General features: G+C 57.7%; 11 protein-coding genes. 8 read left to right on the top strand and 3 right to left on the bottom strand.

Annotated elements, in window-relative coordinates; translation table 11 throughout:
- Window positions 1-36: 36 nt before the first annotated feature.
- Genes ACOVRA_RS11415 through ACOVRA_RS11425 form a run of 3 tightly spaced genes read left to right on the top strand, consistent with a single transcriptional unit; the run spans window position 37 to window position 2,533 of the window.
- Window positions 37-1,032, top strand: a complete 996-nt coding sequence (locus ACOVRA_RS11415) for an ABC transporter substrate-binding protein (RefSeq protein WP_421720392.1) — start codon at window positions 37-39, stop codon at window positions 1,030-1,032.
- A complete protein-coding gene (locus ACOVRA_RS11420) occupies window positions 1,032-1,790 on the top strand; it encodes an ABC transporter ATP-binding protein (RefSeq protein WP_421720393.1) in 759 nt (252 codons plus the stop codon). Before ACOVRA_RS11415 ends, ACOVRA_RS11420 begins: the two co-directional genes overlap by 1 nt.
- Window positions 1,787-2,533: an ABC transporter permease gene (locus ACOVRA_RS11425; RefSeq protein WP_421720394.1), complete on the top strand. Its 747-nt coding sequence runs from the start codon at window positions 1,787-1,789 to the stop codon at window positions 2,531-2,533. The genes ACOVRA_RS11420 and ACOVRA_RS11425 overlap by 4 nt, the downstream gene beginning before the upstream one ends.
- Here ACOVRA_RS11425 and ACOVRA_RS11430 read toward each other — a convergent pair whose 3' ends face one another.
- Entirely contained in the window at window positions 2,534-3,397 is an 864-nt protein-coding gene (locus ACOVRA_RS11430) for an SDR family oxidoreductase (protein WP_421720395.1), read from the bottom strand. It abuts the gene before it with no gap.
- A gap of 53 nt (window positions 3,398-3,450) precedes the next feature.
- Here ACOVRA_RS11430 and ACOVRA_RS11435 point away from each other — a divergent pair, with 53 nt between their 5' ends.
- The 5 genes from ACOVRA_RS11435 to ACOVRA_RS11455 all read left to right on the top strand — a co-directional run bounded on the left by ACOVRA_RS11435 (window position 3,451) and on the right by ACOVRA_RS11455 (window position 12,296).
- Window positions 3,451-4,143 (top strand): tetratricopeptide repeat protein, encoded by a 693-nt coding sequence (locus tag ACOVRA_RS11435; RefSeq protein WP_421720396.1) that lies wholly within the window; start codon window positions 3,451-3,453, stop codon window positions 4,141-4,143.
- A gap of 92 nt (window positions 4,144-4,235) precedes the next feature.
- On the top strand, window positions 4,236-5,909 hold the full coding sequence (locus tag ACOVRA_RS11440) for an MFS transporter (protein ID WP_421720397.1): 1,674 nt from the start codon (window positions 4,236-4,238) through the stop codon (window positions 5,907-5,909).
- 184 nt (window positions 5,910-6,093) lie between these two features.
- A complete protein-coding gene (locus tag ACOVRA_RS11445; protein WP_421720398.1) occupies window positions 6,094-7,230 on the top strand; it encodes a ferritin-like domain-containing protein in 1,137 nt (378 codons plus the stop codon).
- A 324-nt stretch (window positions 7,231-7,554) separates the two neighbouring features.
- On the top strand, window positions 7,555-11,220 hold the full coding sequence (locus ACOVRA_RS11450; RefSeq protein ID WP_421720399.1) for a hypothetical protein: 3,666 nt from the start codon (window positions 7,555-7,557) through the stop codon (window positions 11,218-11,220).
- 8 nt (window positions 11,221-11,228) lie between these two features.
- Window positions 11,229-12,296 carry a beta-N-acetylglucosaminidase domain-containing protein gene (locus tag ACOVRA_RS11455; RefSeq protein ID WP_421720400.1) on the top strand — a complete coding sequence of 356 codons (1,068 nt, stop codon included), beginning with the start codon at window positions 11,229-11,231 and terminating at the stop codon, window positions 12,294-12,296.
- 4 nt (window positions 12,297-12,300) lie between these two features.
- Here ACOVRA_RS11455 and ACOVRA_RS11460 read toward each other — a convergent pair whose 3' ends face one another.
- The gene (locus ACOVRA_RS11460; protein WP_421720401.1) at window positions 12,301-15,153 is read right to left on the bottom strand and encodes a [protein-PII] uridylyltransferase; all 2,853 of its coding nucleotides are present in this window, start codon (window positions 15,151-15,153) and stop codon (window positions 12,301-12,303) included.
- A 75-nt stretch (window positions 15,154-15,228) separates the two neighbouring features.
- Window positions 15,229-15,732 (bottom strand): SixA phosphatase family protein, encoded by a 504-nt coding sequence (locus ACOVRA_RS11465; protein ID WP_421720402.1) that lies wholly within the window; start codon window positions 15,730-15,732, stop codon window positions 15,229-15,231.
- Window positions 15,733-15,958: the final 226 nt, after the last annotated feature.

Below are 15,958 nucleotides of genomic sequence, written 5' to 3' on the forward strand. Positions count from 1 at the left end.
GCACTATGATAGAGAGATCGTCATAGGAGACTTGGCTTGATTTCGCGTCGCACCCTACTTGCTGCCAGCTTGGCCTCACCCTTTGCCCTATCAGCCTGCGGCCCCGAAAAGCCTAAGGAGGCGGGCGGCCGCGTGCGTATTCGCTTTGCCACGGATTGGCGGGCGCAAGCCGAGCAGGGCGGCTTTTATCAGGCGGTGGCAAGGGGCTTTTATGCGGACAAAGGCTTGGATGTGACCTTGATCCAAGGCGGTCCCAGCGTGAACGTACCGCAATTGCTGGCCGCAAATGCCATTGAAATGGGCTTGGGCTCCAATGCGCCAATCGTACTCAGCATGGTGCAAGCCGGTGCCAAAGCCAAAGCGGTGATGGCGTCGTTCCAAAAGGACCCGCAAGTTCTGATCACCCACCCGCGCAACGACATTAAGTCGCTGGCAGACATGAAGGGTAAGCCCATCATGCTGGCCGATGCGTCGATCAATGCGTTCTGGCCGTGGCTGAAAGCCAAATATGGCTTCACCGATGATCAGGTGCGCAAATACACGTTTAACTCCGCACCCTTCTTGGCCGATCCCACCTCGATCCAACAAGGCTATGTGACGAGCGAGCCATATACCTTGAAGACCCAAGGCAAGATCGACCCGCAAGTTTATCTGCTCGCCGATTCGGGCTATCCCGGCTATGCTGCCATGACCTTGGTGTCGGATGCCTTTATTGCCGCCCATCCTGAGGCGGTGAAAGGCTTTGTCGAAGCCACTATTGCGGGCTGGAAAGACTATTTGCGCGGTGATCCTGCCCCCGGCGATGCGCTCATCACCAAAGACAATCCCGACATGACGGCCGATTTGTTGGCTCAGGCCCGCGAGAAACTCTTGTCCTATGGTATTGTTGAGACCCCAACTGGCGAGATTGGCACCATGAGCCTCGACCGCTGGAAGAGCTTCTTCGATATTATGACGGGCGCGGGCGTTTATCCAGCGGACCTCAATTGGGCGTCGGGCGTCGACCTCAGCTTTCTGCCTCCGAAATCTTGATGCCGAGTGAGCCCCCCATTCGTTTGAGCGCGCAGCAGGCCTGTGTGCGCTTTGGTCGTTTGGACGCGCTGGGTCCGATCGATCTGAGCGTGCGGGCTGGCGAATGCGTGGTGCTGTTAGGGCCCTCAGGCTGCGGCAAGAGCACGCTCTTGGCTGCCCTCGCCGGCCTACAAGCCGTGGCGAGCGGCAAGGTGCAAGCTGATGCGACGGGTGGATCAGCTATTCCCGGGGTGGTGTTTCAAGAGCCTAATTTGATGAATTGGGCGACGGCGGAAGATAATGTTGCCTTGCCGCTGGCGCTCTCTGGTGTGGAAAAGGATGCGCGGCTCAGTCGCGCGCAGACAGCTCTAAAGCGTGTGGGCTTGGCGAATTTTTCGAGCGCCTATCCAAGGACGCTCTCCGGCGGCATGCGGATGCGGGTGGCTTTGGCTCGTGCTTTGGTCAATGACCCATCTTCCCTTTTGCTCGACGAACCCTTTGCGGCCATTGATGAATTGGGGCGGCGCGCGCTGGACGACTTGGTTCTGGAGGCTAAGCGAGACCACCATTTGGCTGTCTTGTTTGTCACGCACTCAGTCGATGAAGCGGTCTATCTGGCCGATCGAATTTTGGTTCTAAGCCCTCGACCTGGACGCATTATGGCGGAAATTGCGGTCCCCAATGTGCCGCGCGATCCAGCCTTTTTAACCTCACCCACCTTTGCACATGCCGCTGCAGCCGCAAGGCGCGTATTGAGCGCACAATTGGTGGCGGCATGAAAAGCATAGACTTCGCCCCCATCCTAGCAGGCTTGTTGATGCTCGCCCTGTGGGAAGGCCTGACCCGTTTCTTCCAAGTCCCAAGCGTTATTTTGCCGCCACCTAGCGCGATTAGTGCGGCGTTGGTTGAGCGCGGACCCCTGCTGTTGCCCGCAGCTGGCGTCACCATGGGATTGGCGCTGACAGCTTTAGCCATCTCCATCGGGCTTGGAACTTTGGTCGCTTTGATTTTTGCTCGTATACCCCTGCTGGAGCGCAGTCTGGGGCCTTATGCCTTGGTCCTGCAGGCCACCCCTATTGTGGCCATCGCACCCTTGGTGATCATTTGGACGGGCATCGAAAACCCGCGTCGGGCGATTCTGATCCTGGCCGTTATTGTGGCAGTCTTTCCTGTCCTAACCTCTGCCTTGGCGGGCCTGAAGGCGGTCGACCCCGGTCTGGACCGTTTGTTTCGCCTGCATAAAGCCAGCAGTACGCAGCGCTTCCTGCGCTTGGAATTACCAACGGCTGCGCCCTTTCTGCTGGCCGGGATCAAGACGGCGGCTGGCCTATCCCTTGTCGGTGTCGTGGTGGCAGAGTTTGTGGCTGGAACCGGGGCCACGGGCGGCTTGTCATGGCGTTTGGTGGAGGCGGGTAATCGGCTTGAGACCGCAACCATGTTTGCAGCTCTCTTTCTGCTGGCCTTGATGGGGCTGGCCTTGCATGCCGTGCTCAGTCTGATTGAACGGCAGATGCGAACCTAGTCAGCTCGGCTGGCGGGTCTGCAAGTCCTCATAGCAATCGGCAAGGCCTTCAACAAACGTTGGAAAAGCCAATTTCCAGCCCAATTCTTCCTTGGCCCGCACATTCGAAACCCGCTTGCACTCGCTATAAAAGCGCTTGCCCATTTCAGACAGGCCTGCCGCCTCAAACGGGATCAAGGGCGGTGGCTCCCGCCCGAGCAACTTGCAGGCTTCCAAAATCACCTCGCCAGAGGCGCAAGGGTGGTCATCGCAGATATTATAAATGCGCCCGGGATTGGGATTGGCGAGGCTGGCGGTCAGGGCGGCTACAATGTCGGTGCGGTGGGCGCGCGAAAATACTTGGCCGGGCTTATCGATCCGTCGTGCCGTGCCGGATAAGACTTGCTCTAACGCACTGCGGCCGGGGCCATAAATGCCGGGCAGGCGAAACACGTGGGCTGGGCTTGTTATGCCGCGCCACCCAGCTTCGGCCTCGGCCCGCCGCTTAGCCTCGATGGATAAGGGCGTTGGTACATCATCTTCAAACGCCCAACCACCCGCCCGATCACCATAAACCCCGGTGGTTGAGAGATAGGCGATCCAAGTCCCCACTTTGGGAGTCCAAACAGGCGACAAGGCCAGAAGGGCAGGGTCCCCCTCCTGGCCGGGCGGGATGGAGGCAAGCACGTGGGTGGCTTGCTGGGCTGCCTCGGCCAGTTCCGCACTTATCGTCCCGTCAAAAAGGATGGGTGTGATGCCCGCTTGGCGCAGCTCTTCCGCGCTAGCCGCACTTCGACACGTGCCTTGCACAAAGGCCCCTTGTTCGGCCAAGGTTTGGGCGAAAGCTTTGCCGACATAACCACAGCCCAAAACCAAAACGCGCATCTGTTCCAACCCTTTGCCTCAGTTTTGCCGTTTAGCCGCATAAGAAGATCAGCATGACCCGTTCTGTGACCCATCGCTCCACCCAGTTTACGACCCTGATCCAAATTGCGCTATTGGCCTTAGCGCTTGGCACGCAGGCGCAGGCTGCCCCCGATCCGCGCGACGAGGCGCGGCTTCAGGCCTGTATGACCAAGGCAGAGACCAAGCCTGAGGAAGCACTCGAAGACGGTTTTGTCTGGCGCAGCCAGAGCGGTGGCAACTATGCCGCGCAATGTATCGCGATCGCCCGCATTGAGGGCGGGGACATTGGCGGCGGCGCAGAGCGCTTAACAGCTTTGGCCTCTGCCCCCGACGCGGGCGATATCGATCAACGCGTCTTGATCATGGCACGTGCCGCCAATGCGTGGCTGATGATTGAAGATTTTGCCGCCGCACAAAAAGTGCTGGATGCCGCTTTGAAGTTAAAGCCCGGCGAGCCGGACCTTTTGCTCGACCGGGCTCGTGCCAAGGCAGGCCAAGGTAAATGGGCCGAGGCGCAAGCCGATCTGACATCGTGCCTGTCGACCCGCCCATTAGATGTGCTGGCGCTGCGCTTGCGGGCCGAAACCCTGTTGCAGCAAAAATCCTATGAAGCAGCAGAACTCGACATCGCCCAGGCCCTGCGCCTGGCGCCCAAGGACGTCGATAATTGGCTTGTGCGTGGGCGGATCCAAGAGGCACGCCGCTTAGGCCGGGCCCCAGACTAAGGTCCGCCTGTAACCACCACAGGCTTGTTACTTGATCGCAGCTTGAACTACGTCCAAGGATAGTCCGCTAAACCATGATTTAGGGGCTAATCGTGACACAACCTGCTGCTTCGTCGCCTGTTGAACCGCAAAAACTAAAGACTGTTGTCGCCGCTTCTGCGGCCGGGACTGTCTTTGAGTGGTACGACTTCTTCATCTTTGGCCTTCTGGCCTCGGTGATGGGCCAGCACTTCTTTGCGGGTTCGCCCCCGGCTGCGCAGTTTATCTTCGCGCTTTTGACGTTTGGCGTCGGCTTTGCCGCGCGGCCCCTCGGGGCGGTTGTCTTTGGCGCGATTGGCGACACCAAGGGCCGGAAGGGTGCCTTCTTGGTCACGATTGTGATGATGGGCGCTTCAACCTTCGCCGTCGGGCTTCTGCCAGATTATGACCAGATCGGCATTTGGGCACCGATCCTATTGGTTGCCTTACGGATTGCGCAGGGCTTTGCCTTGGGCGGCGAATATGGTGGCGCGGTGATCTATGTGGCCGAACATTCGCCCGCCAATAAGCGCGGTTGGAATACCTCTTGGGTACAGACGTCGGCTGCCGGTGGGTTGCTTCTGGCATTGATGGTGGTCTTTTTGACCCGCGTCATTTTGGGTGAAGAAGCCTTTCAATCCTGGGGTTGGCGTTTGCCCTTCTTGCTGTCGGTTTTCCTGCTGGCGATTGCTTTGTGGATCCGCTTGCAATTGGAAGAAAGCCCAATGTTCAAGCAACTTAAGGAAGAAGGCGCGGCCTCGAAGGCCCCCTTGTCGGATGCCTTTGGTCAATGGGGCAATCTGAAGCTGATCCTGCTGGCCTTGTTTGGTCTGATGATGGCGCAAGGTGTGGTTTGGTATACGGGCTTCTTCTATGTCCAAGTCTTCTTGGAGCGCCAGTTGAAGGTCGACCCCCAGACCATCAATATCTGGCTATTGATTATCACCACTTTCTCGGCCGTACTGTATGTCTTCTTCGGCTGGCTTTCAGACAAAATGGGCCGCAAGCCCGTCATGCTGGCCGGCATGATCTTGGCGGTGGTGAGCTTCTTCCCAGCCTTCCATCAATTGGCCAAAGCGGCCAACCCTGATCTTGTTGCCGCCCAAACCGCAACGCCGATTATTGTTCGGGCAGACCCTGCAACCTGTTCGGTGCAATTTAACCCTGTCGGCAAAACGCCAGACGGACGCGATGCCTTCTCGTCCAGCTGTGATGTGGCCAAGAGCTATCTGACCAATTCAGGCATCTCCTATGACAATGAAGTGGCCCCTGCGGGTGCCGTGGCGCAAGTCAAAATCGGCACTGTTATTCTCGATAGCGTGGATATTTCCGCCCTCGATGCCAAAGCGCAAAAGGCTGCCAAGGACGCCTTTGGAGCTAAGCTGAAGACGGCTTTGAAGGCCGCAAATTATCCAGATAAGGCAGACCCAGCTAAGATCGATCATCTGGCCGTTTTGGCCTATTTGATGGTGTTTGTGGTCGCTGCAACAGCGCTCTATGGACCCTTGGCAGCGGCCTTGGTGGAGATGTTCCCAACCCGCATCCGCTATACGGCTTTGTCGGTACCTTATCATATTGGCACCGGCTTCTTTGGGGGCTTTATGCCAGCAACAGCTGTCGCCATCGTCGCGACGACGGGGAATATGTATTCGGGGCTTTGGTATCCAGTGATTATCACGGCCATTAGCGTCGTGGTGGCCTTGATCTTCCTGCCGGAGACGAAGGATCGCTCGATTCACGATCTGTAGGATGCGCTCATCACAACCCTTTGATGAACGAAGCTGACGCACCCGTCATTTTTTGATTGATCCTTTGGAAATTTGTGTCATGTTAGGCCTAGAAGCGACACGCTTAGATGTCGCTCTAAGCTCATGGACCAAAGCCGAGGTTCCAAAGACCCGGTAATCGAATATAACGGGAGAGATTGAAAGCATGACAACGTCGCACATTACCAAAGACGCTCTGTATGACGCGGTCGCGCCAACAGATTTTGCTGCCATGTTGGAAATCGACCGGCACACGGGCCGTTCGACAGCTTTCGACAAAATCATCTCTGCCACGCATGATCACTTCTGGGACCCAACCGACAAGCGCTATATCGACTTTGATGAGCCGTTTGACATGGAAAACCAAGCGCTCTTGCCAGACCATATGGTTCCTGCGCTGGAGACTCCTTATGTCCAGGAATTCTTCAAGGATAAGCCGAAAGAGCTTATTCGCTTCAAGAATGAAATGGCCCGTTGGCAATTGTCGGCCATTTTGCATGGCGAACAGGGCGCGCTGAACCTTTCTGCTTCTCTCTGCCACGTGTTGCGCGATGCCGGTGCGCAGGAATATGCGGCGAACCAAGCCCGCGAAGAAGCCCGCCATGTTGCCGCTTTCGCGGCCTATATCAAAGCGCGCTGGGGCAGCCCTCTGCCTTGCGGCGAGGTGCTGAAGACCTTGTTGGTCGATATCGTCCATGCACCTGAAGTCTACAAGAAAATCGTTGGCATGCAGATGTTGATCGAAGGTCTCGCCATGGGTGCCTTTGCGATGATCTACAAGGAATGGAATGACCCGCTGGCACGCAAGCTGACGCAATTGGTCATGACCGACGAAGCCTTCCACCACAAGTTTGGCAAGATTTGGGCTGACCGCACCATTCCAAAGCTCGACGCAGCAGAGCATGCGATTGTTGAAGACTGGGCCGCGCATTGCTTCCAGACCTTGTTGTTCAATCTGGTCGCACCGCATCAAATGCGCGCCATCTATGACCAATTTGGCCTCGACCCGGATATCATCATGGTCCAGTTCCAAGAAATGGTAACCGATGAAGACCGTCGTGAACGCATGAAGGAAGCCACCAACATCTTCCGCGTTTTGGTGAAGACTTTGTGGAATGCCAATATCATCACCGATCGCACCAAGGCCTTCTATGCCATGTATGTCGACTTCGCTGAGTTTGAGGCCGAAGGTGAGCATATGGTCGGCGATGACATTGCCGAGGATGGCATTCGCTTCTTGCAAGCAGTCAATTTCGGTGTGAATGCAGATGCTTTGAAGCAAGTGAAGATCGCCGCCGAATAGGCGAATGACGCTCTTTTCCAGATTGGGCCCCGTTGGTTATGCCAGCGGGGCTTTTCATTTGTGCGGGCTATATCGAAAAAGCGCCTTAGGACTATTCAGGACAAAGTGCGGATCAGCTCAAGTTACGACATGGGTGGCTGTCTTTGTTAATCCTTATTAACCGCTCATTTACCGTAGCACCTCCAAGTCGAGCAGTACGAAGAATATCGAAACCACAATTTAGACTGTTCAAAATCTGCGAAGCAGTAAATGAACAGTGGGGGTAGCTGAATTTCTTCGGAAATTTCTTGTGGGACCGCAGAACTTGGCGGAAGAGTGATTCGAATGAGCGGACAGTCGCCATGGAGTGTGAAGGGCGTAGAGCCTCGGACACGCGAGGCTGCGAAGGATCTCGCGCGTCGCGAAGGCCTCACGCTGGGCGAATTGCTCAATCGTCTGATCGCTGAAACCGATGAGCCGGCCCAAAGGCCCGCTGCGAACGCAAGATCCGCCACAAATTTTGGTCAAGAAGCAAACCGTTTGACCGCCGCCTTGGAGCAATTGAGCCGCCGCCTCGAGTCCGGTGGTGTGGAAATGGCGGACCAACAACCCACTAACGCACTTGATGATCGCCTGTCGCAGAAGTTTGAAAAAACAGGAGCCGGTGGTGACACCGCCATGGGTCGCGTTGAGACCCATCTGAACGATTTGCGCGAAACTCAAGTCGTCTTGAGTGAGCGGTTGCGCCGCATTGAGTCGCAAGACCCATCGCATGCGTCTTTGGCCGCCTTAAAGTCGCTGGAATCGGCGCTGGCACGCTTGTCCACCCAAGTGTTCGAGACCGATACCCGCGTCGGCCAGATTGAGAAAGTCACGCAAGAAGCCATTCAAACGGTTGACCAAAGCTTGGGTCTCGTGGCGGAGCGTTTGGCAACGACAGAGGCCTTGGCGCAGGAAACGAACCATCGCTTTGTCGAGGCTATGATCGATCTCTCCGCCCGCCTCACGGGTCTAGAGGAAGATGGCGAAAAGCCCGCAAGCCCCGACCTATCCGCTCTTGAAAGCCGCCTCGGTCAACTAGAAGACATCACCACACAAACCATTGAAGGTGCTAACCAAGGCATCAATCTGGTGACGGAGCGCGTGAATGGCATTGAAGCCCATGCGCAGGATAATGCCTCGCGCATGGTCGAAGCGCTGGTGGAATTGTCCGCGCGCCTGACCCAACTCGAAGGCGCAGGCAAGACTGGCGACACGCTGACGGCCGTGGATGCGCTTGAGGCCAAAACCAACGAGCTTTCCGCGCGCCTCCAAGATTTGAACGCCAAGATTGAGGCAACCCGTGCTGACCTGCAGGGGCAGGTTGAAGCGGCTGTTTCTGGCGGTGTCGGCGGCCAGATGACGGAAGTGGCTCAAGCCCTCGCTAGCCGTCTTGATGCAAGCGAACAGCGCACCCAAGACGCCCTTGATCGCGTTGGTGCTAAGCTTGCAGAAGCCACCCAAGCTCTCGATGCGCGGTTGGCAGAAGTGGAAAGCCGTGAAGCTGGCCCGGATCAAACGGGCTCTATGGCGATGAAGCTAGAGCTGGCTCGCATAACGCGCGCCATTGACGAACGCTTGTCGTCGATCGAGCGGCATGATGCTTCGGTCATGGAACAGGCTGGACAGCATATCCAGCGTTTGGCGCAAAATCTGGGTGATCGCCTCGACGCGTCGGAGCGTCAGTCCGCAGAATCCATTGCGACGATTAGTAAGCAAATGCAGGAATTGGCCGATCGTCTCGCAGCCAATCATGACAACGCGCTTCAAAGCCTTGCATCTAGCGTCGGTGGTCGCGACGACAAAACACGCCAAATGCTCGATGAAGCTCTCGGGCAAGTGCGCTCAGAAGTACAGTCGGTTGACGCGCGCGTTCAGGCCTTGATCGCGCCCTTGCAGCGCGATTTTGCGGCAATGGGCGAACGCTTGGACAAGGCAGAGCAGGGCGCAGTTTCGGCTTATGCTGAGCCCATTTATGATCCCAACCATTCCGTCGATTTAGGCGGCCCAATTCAAGATGACGCAGGCTTCGTCAATCCGGTCGATCTGTCGCAGGATGACGGCTTCAGCTTTGAGACGCGTCTGGATTCGCTGGATAAGCCACAGTTTGATGACCCATTCTTTATGGATCGCCCAAATGCTAAGCCTGCTGCTGCAGTTGCAGCCAATCCCGCACGCCGCGGTAGCTTTGGGTCGCCATTCCCCGAAGGGGATGACAGCGAGTCCTTGAATGACTTTGCTCATTTGCGCGATGATGTGCCAGACCCGCTCGCCGGCGGCCTTGATCCGTTTGGGGATGACGAGTTGGGCCCGATGGCGCTTGACCCCACGGGTCCCATCGAGGTCGATTCCGACGATGGTCTCTCGATCCTAGATAATGACTGGGATGAGCCGAGCAATAATACCAGCTCAGCCCCTGATTATTTGGTTGCTGCTCGCCGCGCCGCCAATCAAGCAGCAGCGGCGCGAGAAGCCGCGCAAACCAAGAAGAAGCCAGCGCTAGCTTTGAAAGTCCCCGGCGGCAAAGACCAGAAGGCCGAAGCACCAAAAGCTAAACCATCGGCAAAGCCAAAAGCAGCCCAAGCCAATAAAGAGCCCGGCAAAGAAAATGCCAAGCCCAAGGGTCCCCTATCACCCGTTGGGATCGCTGCAGCGGCAGCTTTGGTCGCTACCGGTGGTTTTGCTGTCTACAGCCAGTTGCGGCCGTCTTCGAATGCTGACGAGAAGCCAGCCGCGCTCAATCAACAAAACGTGCCTTTGCCGCCAGAATTGGCAGCCCAAGCAGCCACTCCAGCCCCTGTGGAAGGCGCTGTCCCTGCGCCATCTGCGGACGGCGCTCAAGCCACAGCCGCAGCCACAGCCACAGCGCCGGCTGGGACTCCGGCGGCCGCCTCGGCCCCGGTTGCAGCCCCCGTCGCTGCCCCCGCAGCTACCGCCGCGCCCAGCATCGCAAGTCCACCGCCGCAATTGCCAAAGGCGCAATTGGTGCCGCCCGCAACGAAGGCTGCGACACCCCCAACTGCTACCCCATCCCCCGCTAAGCCGGCTCCAACGGCCCAGCAAATGGAAGCAGCCCGCATTATGGCATCTGCGGATGCGCAAGCCCGAGCCGCTAAAGCCCGCGCGCAAGCGCAGCGCGATCGGCTCCGTTCCGCAACCTTTAACGCGGCCCGCCCCGACGCAACGCCAAGACCGGTGCAGCGTCCAACGACACCGCGCGTTGCCACCGTTGCTAAGGCCCCGACTGCCAGCCCTGTCGCGCCACCGCGCGTGGCTTCAGTTGCAGCCCCTGCTTTGGCAACAACTGCCGCCGCAGCCGCACCCACCCGCGTGCCAGCAACCCCAGCAGCGGCGAGCCCAACAGCGGCCAGCCCAGTCGCAGCAGCACCCAGCCAGCCGCGCGCGGTCCCACCCGTGGCACCCGTCGCAACGCCAGCAACTGGTGCTTTGTTCGACCAGGCCATGGCGCGCGAGCAAGCGGGCGATGCAGCCGGCAGCATTGCGCTTCTCCGCCGTGCGGCAGATGGCGGCGACACACGCGCGATGAACCGCTTGGCTAGAAAATTTGAGAATGGCGATGGCGTTCCCAAGGACTTGTCACAAGCACGCGCCTTGACAGAACGGGCTGCGGCGCGCGGTAGCCGCCAAGCGATGCACAATTTGGGCGTCTATTACGCAAATGGCGATGGCGTGCCACAAAACATGGCCCGTGCCGCCGAAAGCTTCCGTCGCGCCGCCCAGCGAGGCGTCACGGACTCTCAATTCAATTTGGGTGCTATGGCAGAACAAGGCCTTGGCGGTCCAAAGTCTGACGTTCAAGCCTATTATTGGTTTGCCTTGGCTGCCCGTGGCGGTGATCGGGATGCGTCAGCCAAAGTGAGTGAGATTGGGGCCCGCTTGACGCCAGAGCAACGGGCCGCACAAGATCAATTAGTCGCAAAATTCCGTCCCGAGAGTGGATCACAAGACTAGGTGCCCCTATGTCGACCCCTTATTTAGGTATTATTGAAGGTTATTTCGGTCAACCGTGGTCATGGGATGACCGCCGTGCTGTGGTTGAGATGTTAGCCCCTTATGGCTATCGCTTTTTCCATTATGCGCCAAAGGGTGATCCCTTCTTGCGCCGCCGCTGGGTAGAGCCGCATCCATTGCAGGAAGCTGGGCAAATTTCGCAATTCGCGGCGTTCTGCAAAGGCTTTGGTGTTCGGGTTGGGGTTGGCCTCAGCCCCTATGAAGCCTTCAACGACTTTAACGGCACCGTTCGCAACACCTTTATCAACCGCGTTGAAGATTTAGCCTCGCTTGGCATTCAGGACCTCGGCATTTTCTTCGACGACATGCATTCAAGCCTGCCCGATCTCGCACAGCGGCAAATTGAAATCATGCATCTGGCGCGCGATACTGCCCCGGAATTAAAGCTGTCCATGACCCCGACCTATTATTCCAACGATCCTGTACTGGACCGCGTCTTTGGCCGTCGCCCCGAACATTATCTGCGGGAGCTGGGCTTGGGTCTTGATCCGAGTGTCGACATTTACTGGACGGGTGAAGAAGTCTGCGCGCGTGAGATTTCGGTCGGCCACGTGCGTGATATTGGGGCCTTGTTAAAGCGTAAGCCTCTGTTGTGGGACAATTACCCCGTTAATGATGGCCCCCGCATGAGCCAGTTTTTGCACTTGCGCGGCTTTACCGGCCGCTCCCACCGTTTAGCGGATTGGGTGTCCGGCCACGCCCTTAATCCAGCCTTGCAGCCCCATCTAACCTGTATTCCCGCAATTTCGCTCGCCCTCGCCTACCAACAAGGTGATGATTATTGCTATGGCGCGAGTGGCCATGCTGCAGCGGTGAAGGTCTTGGGCTCCGAATTGGCCGAGATGGTGCGCGCCGACATCATGAGCTTCCAGGACTTGGGCCTCACCAAGCTTGGCAAGCGTCGCGAAGCATTGGTTGAGCGCTATCAGCCAATCAATCACCCGGCGGCGCGCGAAATTCTGGCTTGGCTGCAAGATGAATATGCGGCGACAACCGAAATGGTTCAAACGCAATAGGGTCTTAGCGACGGCTGCTGGCGCGTGCGCGGGCAAGTTTCCGGCGGGGCAAAAGGCTTGGCCCCTCCGTCGTATCTGCATCTGCCAGAACGCCCATCAGACGCTCCTTCAAAGTCGTAATCCGCCGCGCTTCCAACAGCTTCAACCCACCGCGATCGCGCAGATAAAACGCATCCGTTGCCCGCTCGCCTACGCTATCAATATGCGCAGAGGTCACGTTTAAGCCCTCATCCTCAAAGACTTGCGCCAGATCGGCCAAGAGGCCTGTGCGATCTCGACCCGAGACTTCCACAATCGTATCAAAGGCCGCGCCTTCATTGTCGATCATGATGACCGGCTCAATCGCAAAAGCTGCGGTGCGATTGGTCGGCTTTTTGACAATGCCTGCATTTGCTGCGGCGAGACTATCGCGAGCAGTCTTGCGCTGCGCATCTAAAGCAGCCTCTAAGCGGGTAAACAGGCGGTCGATGGCGTCTTGGCGACCTTCGCCAAAGGCCGCCCCGGACTGATCTTGCAGGGCAAAGACATCGAAGGCTTGGCCACTTTTAGAGGTGTGGATCCGCGCATCAATGACGTTCGCGCCTGCTTGCGCAAACACGGCCGACAGGGCCGCAAACAGGCCTGGTTGATCAGGTGATAGGACCAAGACCTCCGTCGCACCGCGGCTGGGTGCTGGGCGCGAGGCCAACCAGACGGACGATTGCTGCCGCAGGGCTTTGGCCACTTCGGCACCATGCCATTTCTGCTGATCGGTATCAAAGCCGAGCCAATAGGCGTCTTCGAGGCTGGTAAAGAATTCAGCGAGAATAGGGTCAATCAAGGCCTGCGCCCGGCGCTCATCCGCTTGAGCCCTTAATTGACGGCGTACAAAGCCTTCATCGGACCGGCCACCCCGCAGCGTGGCCTCGGTCAACTTATAAAGGTCGCGTAACAATTGCGCCTTCCAATCATTCCAAACACCTGGACCCACAGCGCGAATGTCAGCCACGGTCAAAACCAGCAGCAAGCGCAACCGCTCCAACGTCCCGACATTAGCTGCAAAGTCTGTGATGGTTTTCGGGTCGCCAATATCGCGGCGCTGGGCCACTTCGCTCATGATCAAATGGTGCCCGACCAGCCAAGCAACCAGTTCAACCTCTTCAGCATCAAGGCCCAGACGGCGACAGGCAATGTTGGCAGCCTTTGCCCCTTCAATCTGTTGATCGCCTTCGCCCTTGCCGACATCGTGCAACAACATGGCCAAATAGAGCGCGCGGCGGTTGGCAATGCGCGGGAAAAGCTCTGTCGAGACCGGCAATTCCTTGCTCAACCGACCGTGCTCAATATCGGAGATATTGGCGATGCCGCGCAAAGTATGCTCATCCACAGTGAAGTGATGATACATATTGAACTGGGTTTGGCCGACAATCCGCCCAAATTCGGGGACGAACTTACCCAAGAGACCAGCCTCATTCAAAAGCCCCAATGCACGGGCAGGGTCTTTCGTTGAGGTGGCAAGGTCTAAGAAGCTGGCAACGGACTTTGGATCGTCTCGCATAATCCGGCCCTTCGCCGCCATGCTGGTGACGCGCGCCAGTGCGGAGGGATCGATATCAAGGTCTAAGCTATCTGCCATTTTGAAGATATCGATCAGGGCCGACAAATCGTCGGCGACCTGTTCTGGATGCGCAAACCCGATGCGACCCCGATCCTCAATAAAGCGGGGGTCATCCAGCTGTTTGGCTTTTTGCGGGCTGGCAAAGAAGCGCGATATCCCGCGCGGCGCCGCTTTTTGCCGGTCTAACTCCAGCCGCGCCGACAAGATGCGCGTCAAGGAACCCACTTGCTTGGTGACGAGAAAATAGCGCTTCATAAAGCGCTCTACCGCTGGATTATCGGCCCTATCGCCATAGCCCATGCGGCGGGCCATTTCAGGCTGCAAGTCAAAGGTCAGGCGCTCTTCCGCCCGCCCCGTTAGGAAATGGAGGTGACAGCGGACGGTCCATAGGAATTCAGCTGCCTGATTAAAGTGCTTCATATCCTCGCGGCTGAAAATGCCTTTTTCTACAAATTGGCCGACCTCATCGGTGCCGTGAATATATTTAGCGATCCAGAAGAGGGTATGTAGATCGCGTAGGCCGCCTTTACCGTCCTTGATATTGGGCTCGACCATATAGCGGCTTTCGCCCGTGCGGCGGTGGCGATTGTCGCGCTCGGCCAGTTTCGCCGCGACAAAGTCTGCTGCCGTGCCGTCAAATAAGTCCTTGCGCAGGCGGATTTCCAACTCGCGGAACAACAGCTTATCGCCACACACAAAGCGGGTTTCCAGTACCGAGGTTCGGATCGTCATGTCTTCGCGGGCGGCGCGCAGGCATTCAGAAATCGTGCGCGAGGCATGGCCGACTTTCAGGCCCATGTCCCACAGCATATAGAGCATATATTCAATCACGCTCTCGGCCCAAGACGCATCCTTGATTGGGCGGACGAACATTAAATCGACATCCGACGACGGGGCCATGGAATTGCGGCCATAGCCACCGGTTGCGCATACGCTTAAGCGCTCTGCCGCCGTCGGGTTGCGCGCGCGGAACACATGGGTCGTCGTGAAATCATAGAGGGCTGAGATCACTTGATCTTGCACGGCTGCCAATAAGTGCGAGCAATCAAGCCCGCCTGCGCCGCTTTCCAACCGCTCTTGCGCAATCAGGCGGCCGCGAAACAATGCCCCTTTGAGCAGGTCCAAAGCCCGGGCTCGAGCCGCCTTTTCGTCACCCAAATGGTCGAGCGCTGCGGCGGATAATTGCACGCGCAAGCGGTTGCCATCGACTACGGCTTCAATCGTCCAGGGCTTTAAAGGGGTGCGCTTTGGTTTACTCATGCAACTTCATGCACGCACAGGGGTTGATTTGTCATTAGGAAGCGTGCGGCGGAACTGCCAATCCCGCGCCAGCACCTAGGCCGACACGGGTTCAGGGGCCCAAAATTGCTTCAACTTAAACCCGGAGCTGGCTTCTGGGTCAGCACAGAACCAAGCGACACCGCTGGTCGGCAGGTGCTCGCGCAAAGAAGTTTGCCCTCGGTCTTGGCCCGTATCGCCCTTCATCAGGCTGCGTGCCAGTTCGTGGAGGCCCGGATCATGCGCAATGATCATCACGCGGCTGGCCTTGGCCGTCTTAGCAGCGTTCAGATAAATGCTGGGTGCTGCCAAATAAAGCGGGCGCGACAAGTGAACTTGCGCATCGGGGAAAGCGGGTCGGCAGGCATCCCATGTCTCGGCGGCGCGCAAAGCGGTGGACACCAAGGCGAGTTGGAGATCACAACCCGCCTCTTTCAAACGGCTCGCTTGGGCTGCAGCTTGCAACCGCCCGCGCGGGGTCAAGCCACGACTGAAGTCATCGCGTGCCTCATGCGGGCGAACGGCTTTGCCATGGCGAAACAGGATGATGTCGGTCAGCATGAGCGTTTTGGGCGTCCTTCAGGGCAGGGCATCACCCATAGCCTGTTTCGACAACTATTCTGACACGTCGCTGCACTTTTTTCTGACCGCTGTCGAAATGGCCATCCGCTCAGGTGTCATGCTTGTGAGAACGGGTCTTGGCTCTCTAAGGCGCGCCCTCAATCCCCCCCTCTCGACCAGACCGAGCGTCTGAGTCATAAAACCAATGGAGACTTACCATGCAATT

Origin of the sequence: Aquidulcibacter sp., from assembly GCF_049239865.1 — a bacterium.
Taxonomy (GTDB): Bacteria; Pseudomonadota; Alphaproteobacteria; order Caulobacterales; family Aquidulcibacteraceae; genus Aquidulcibacter.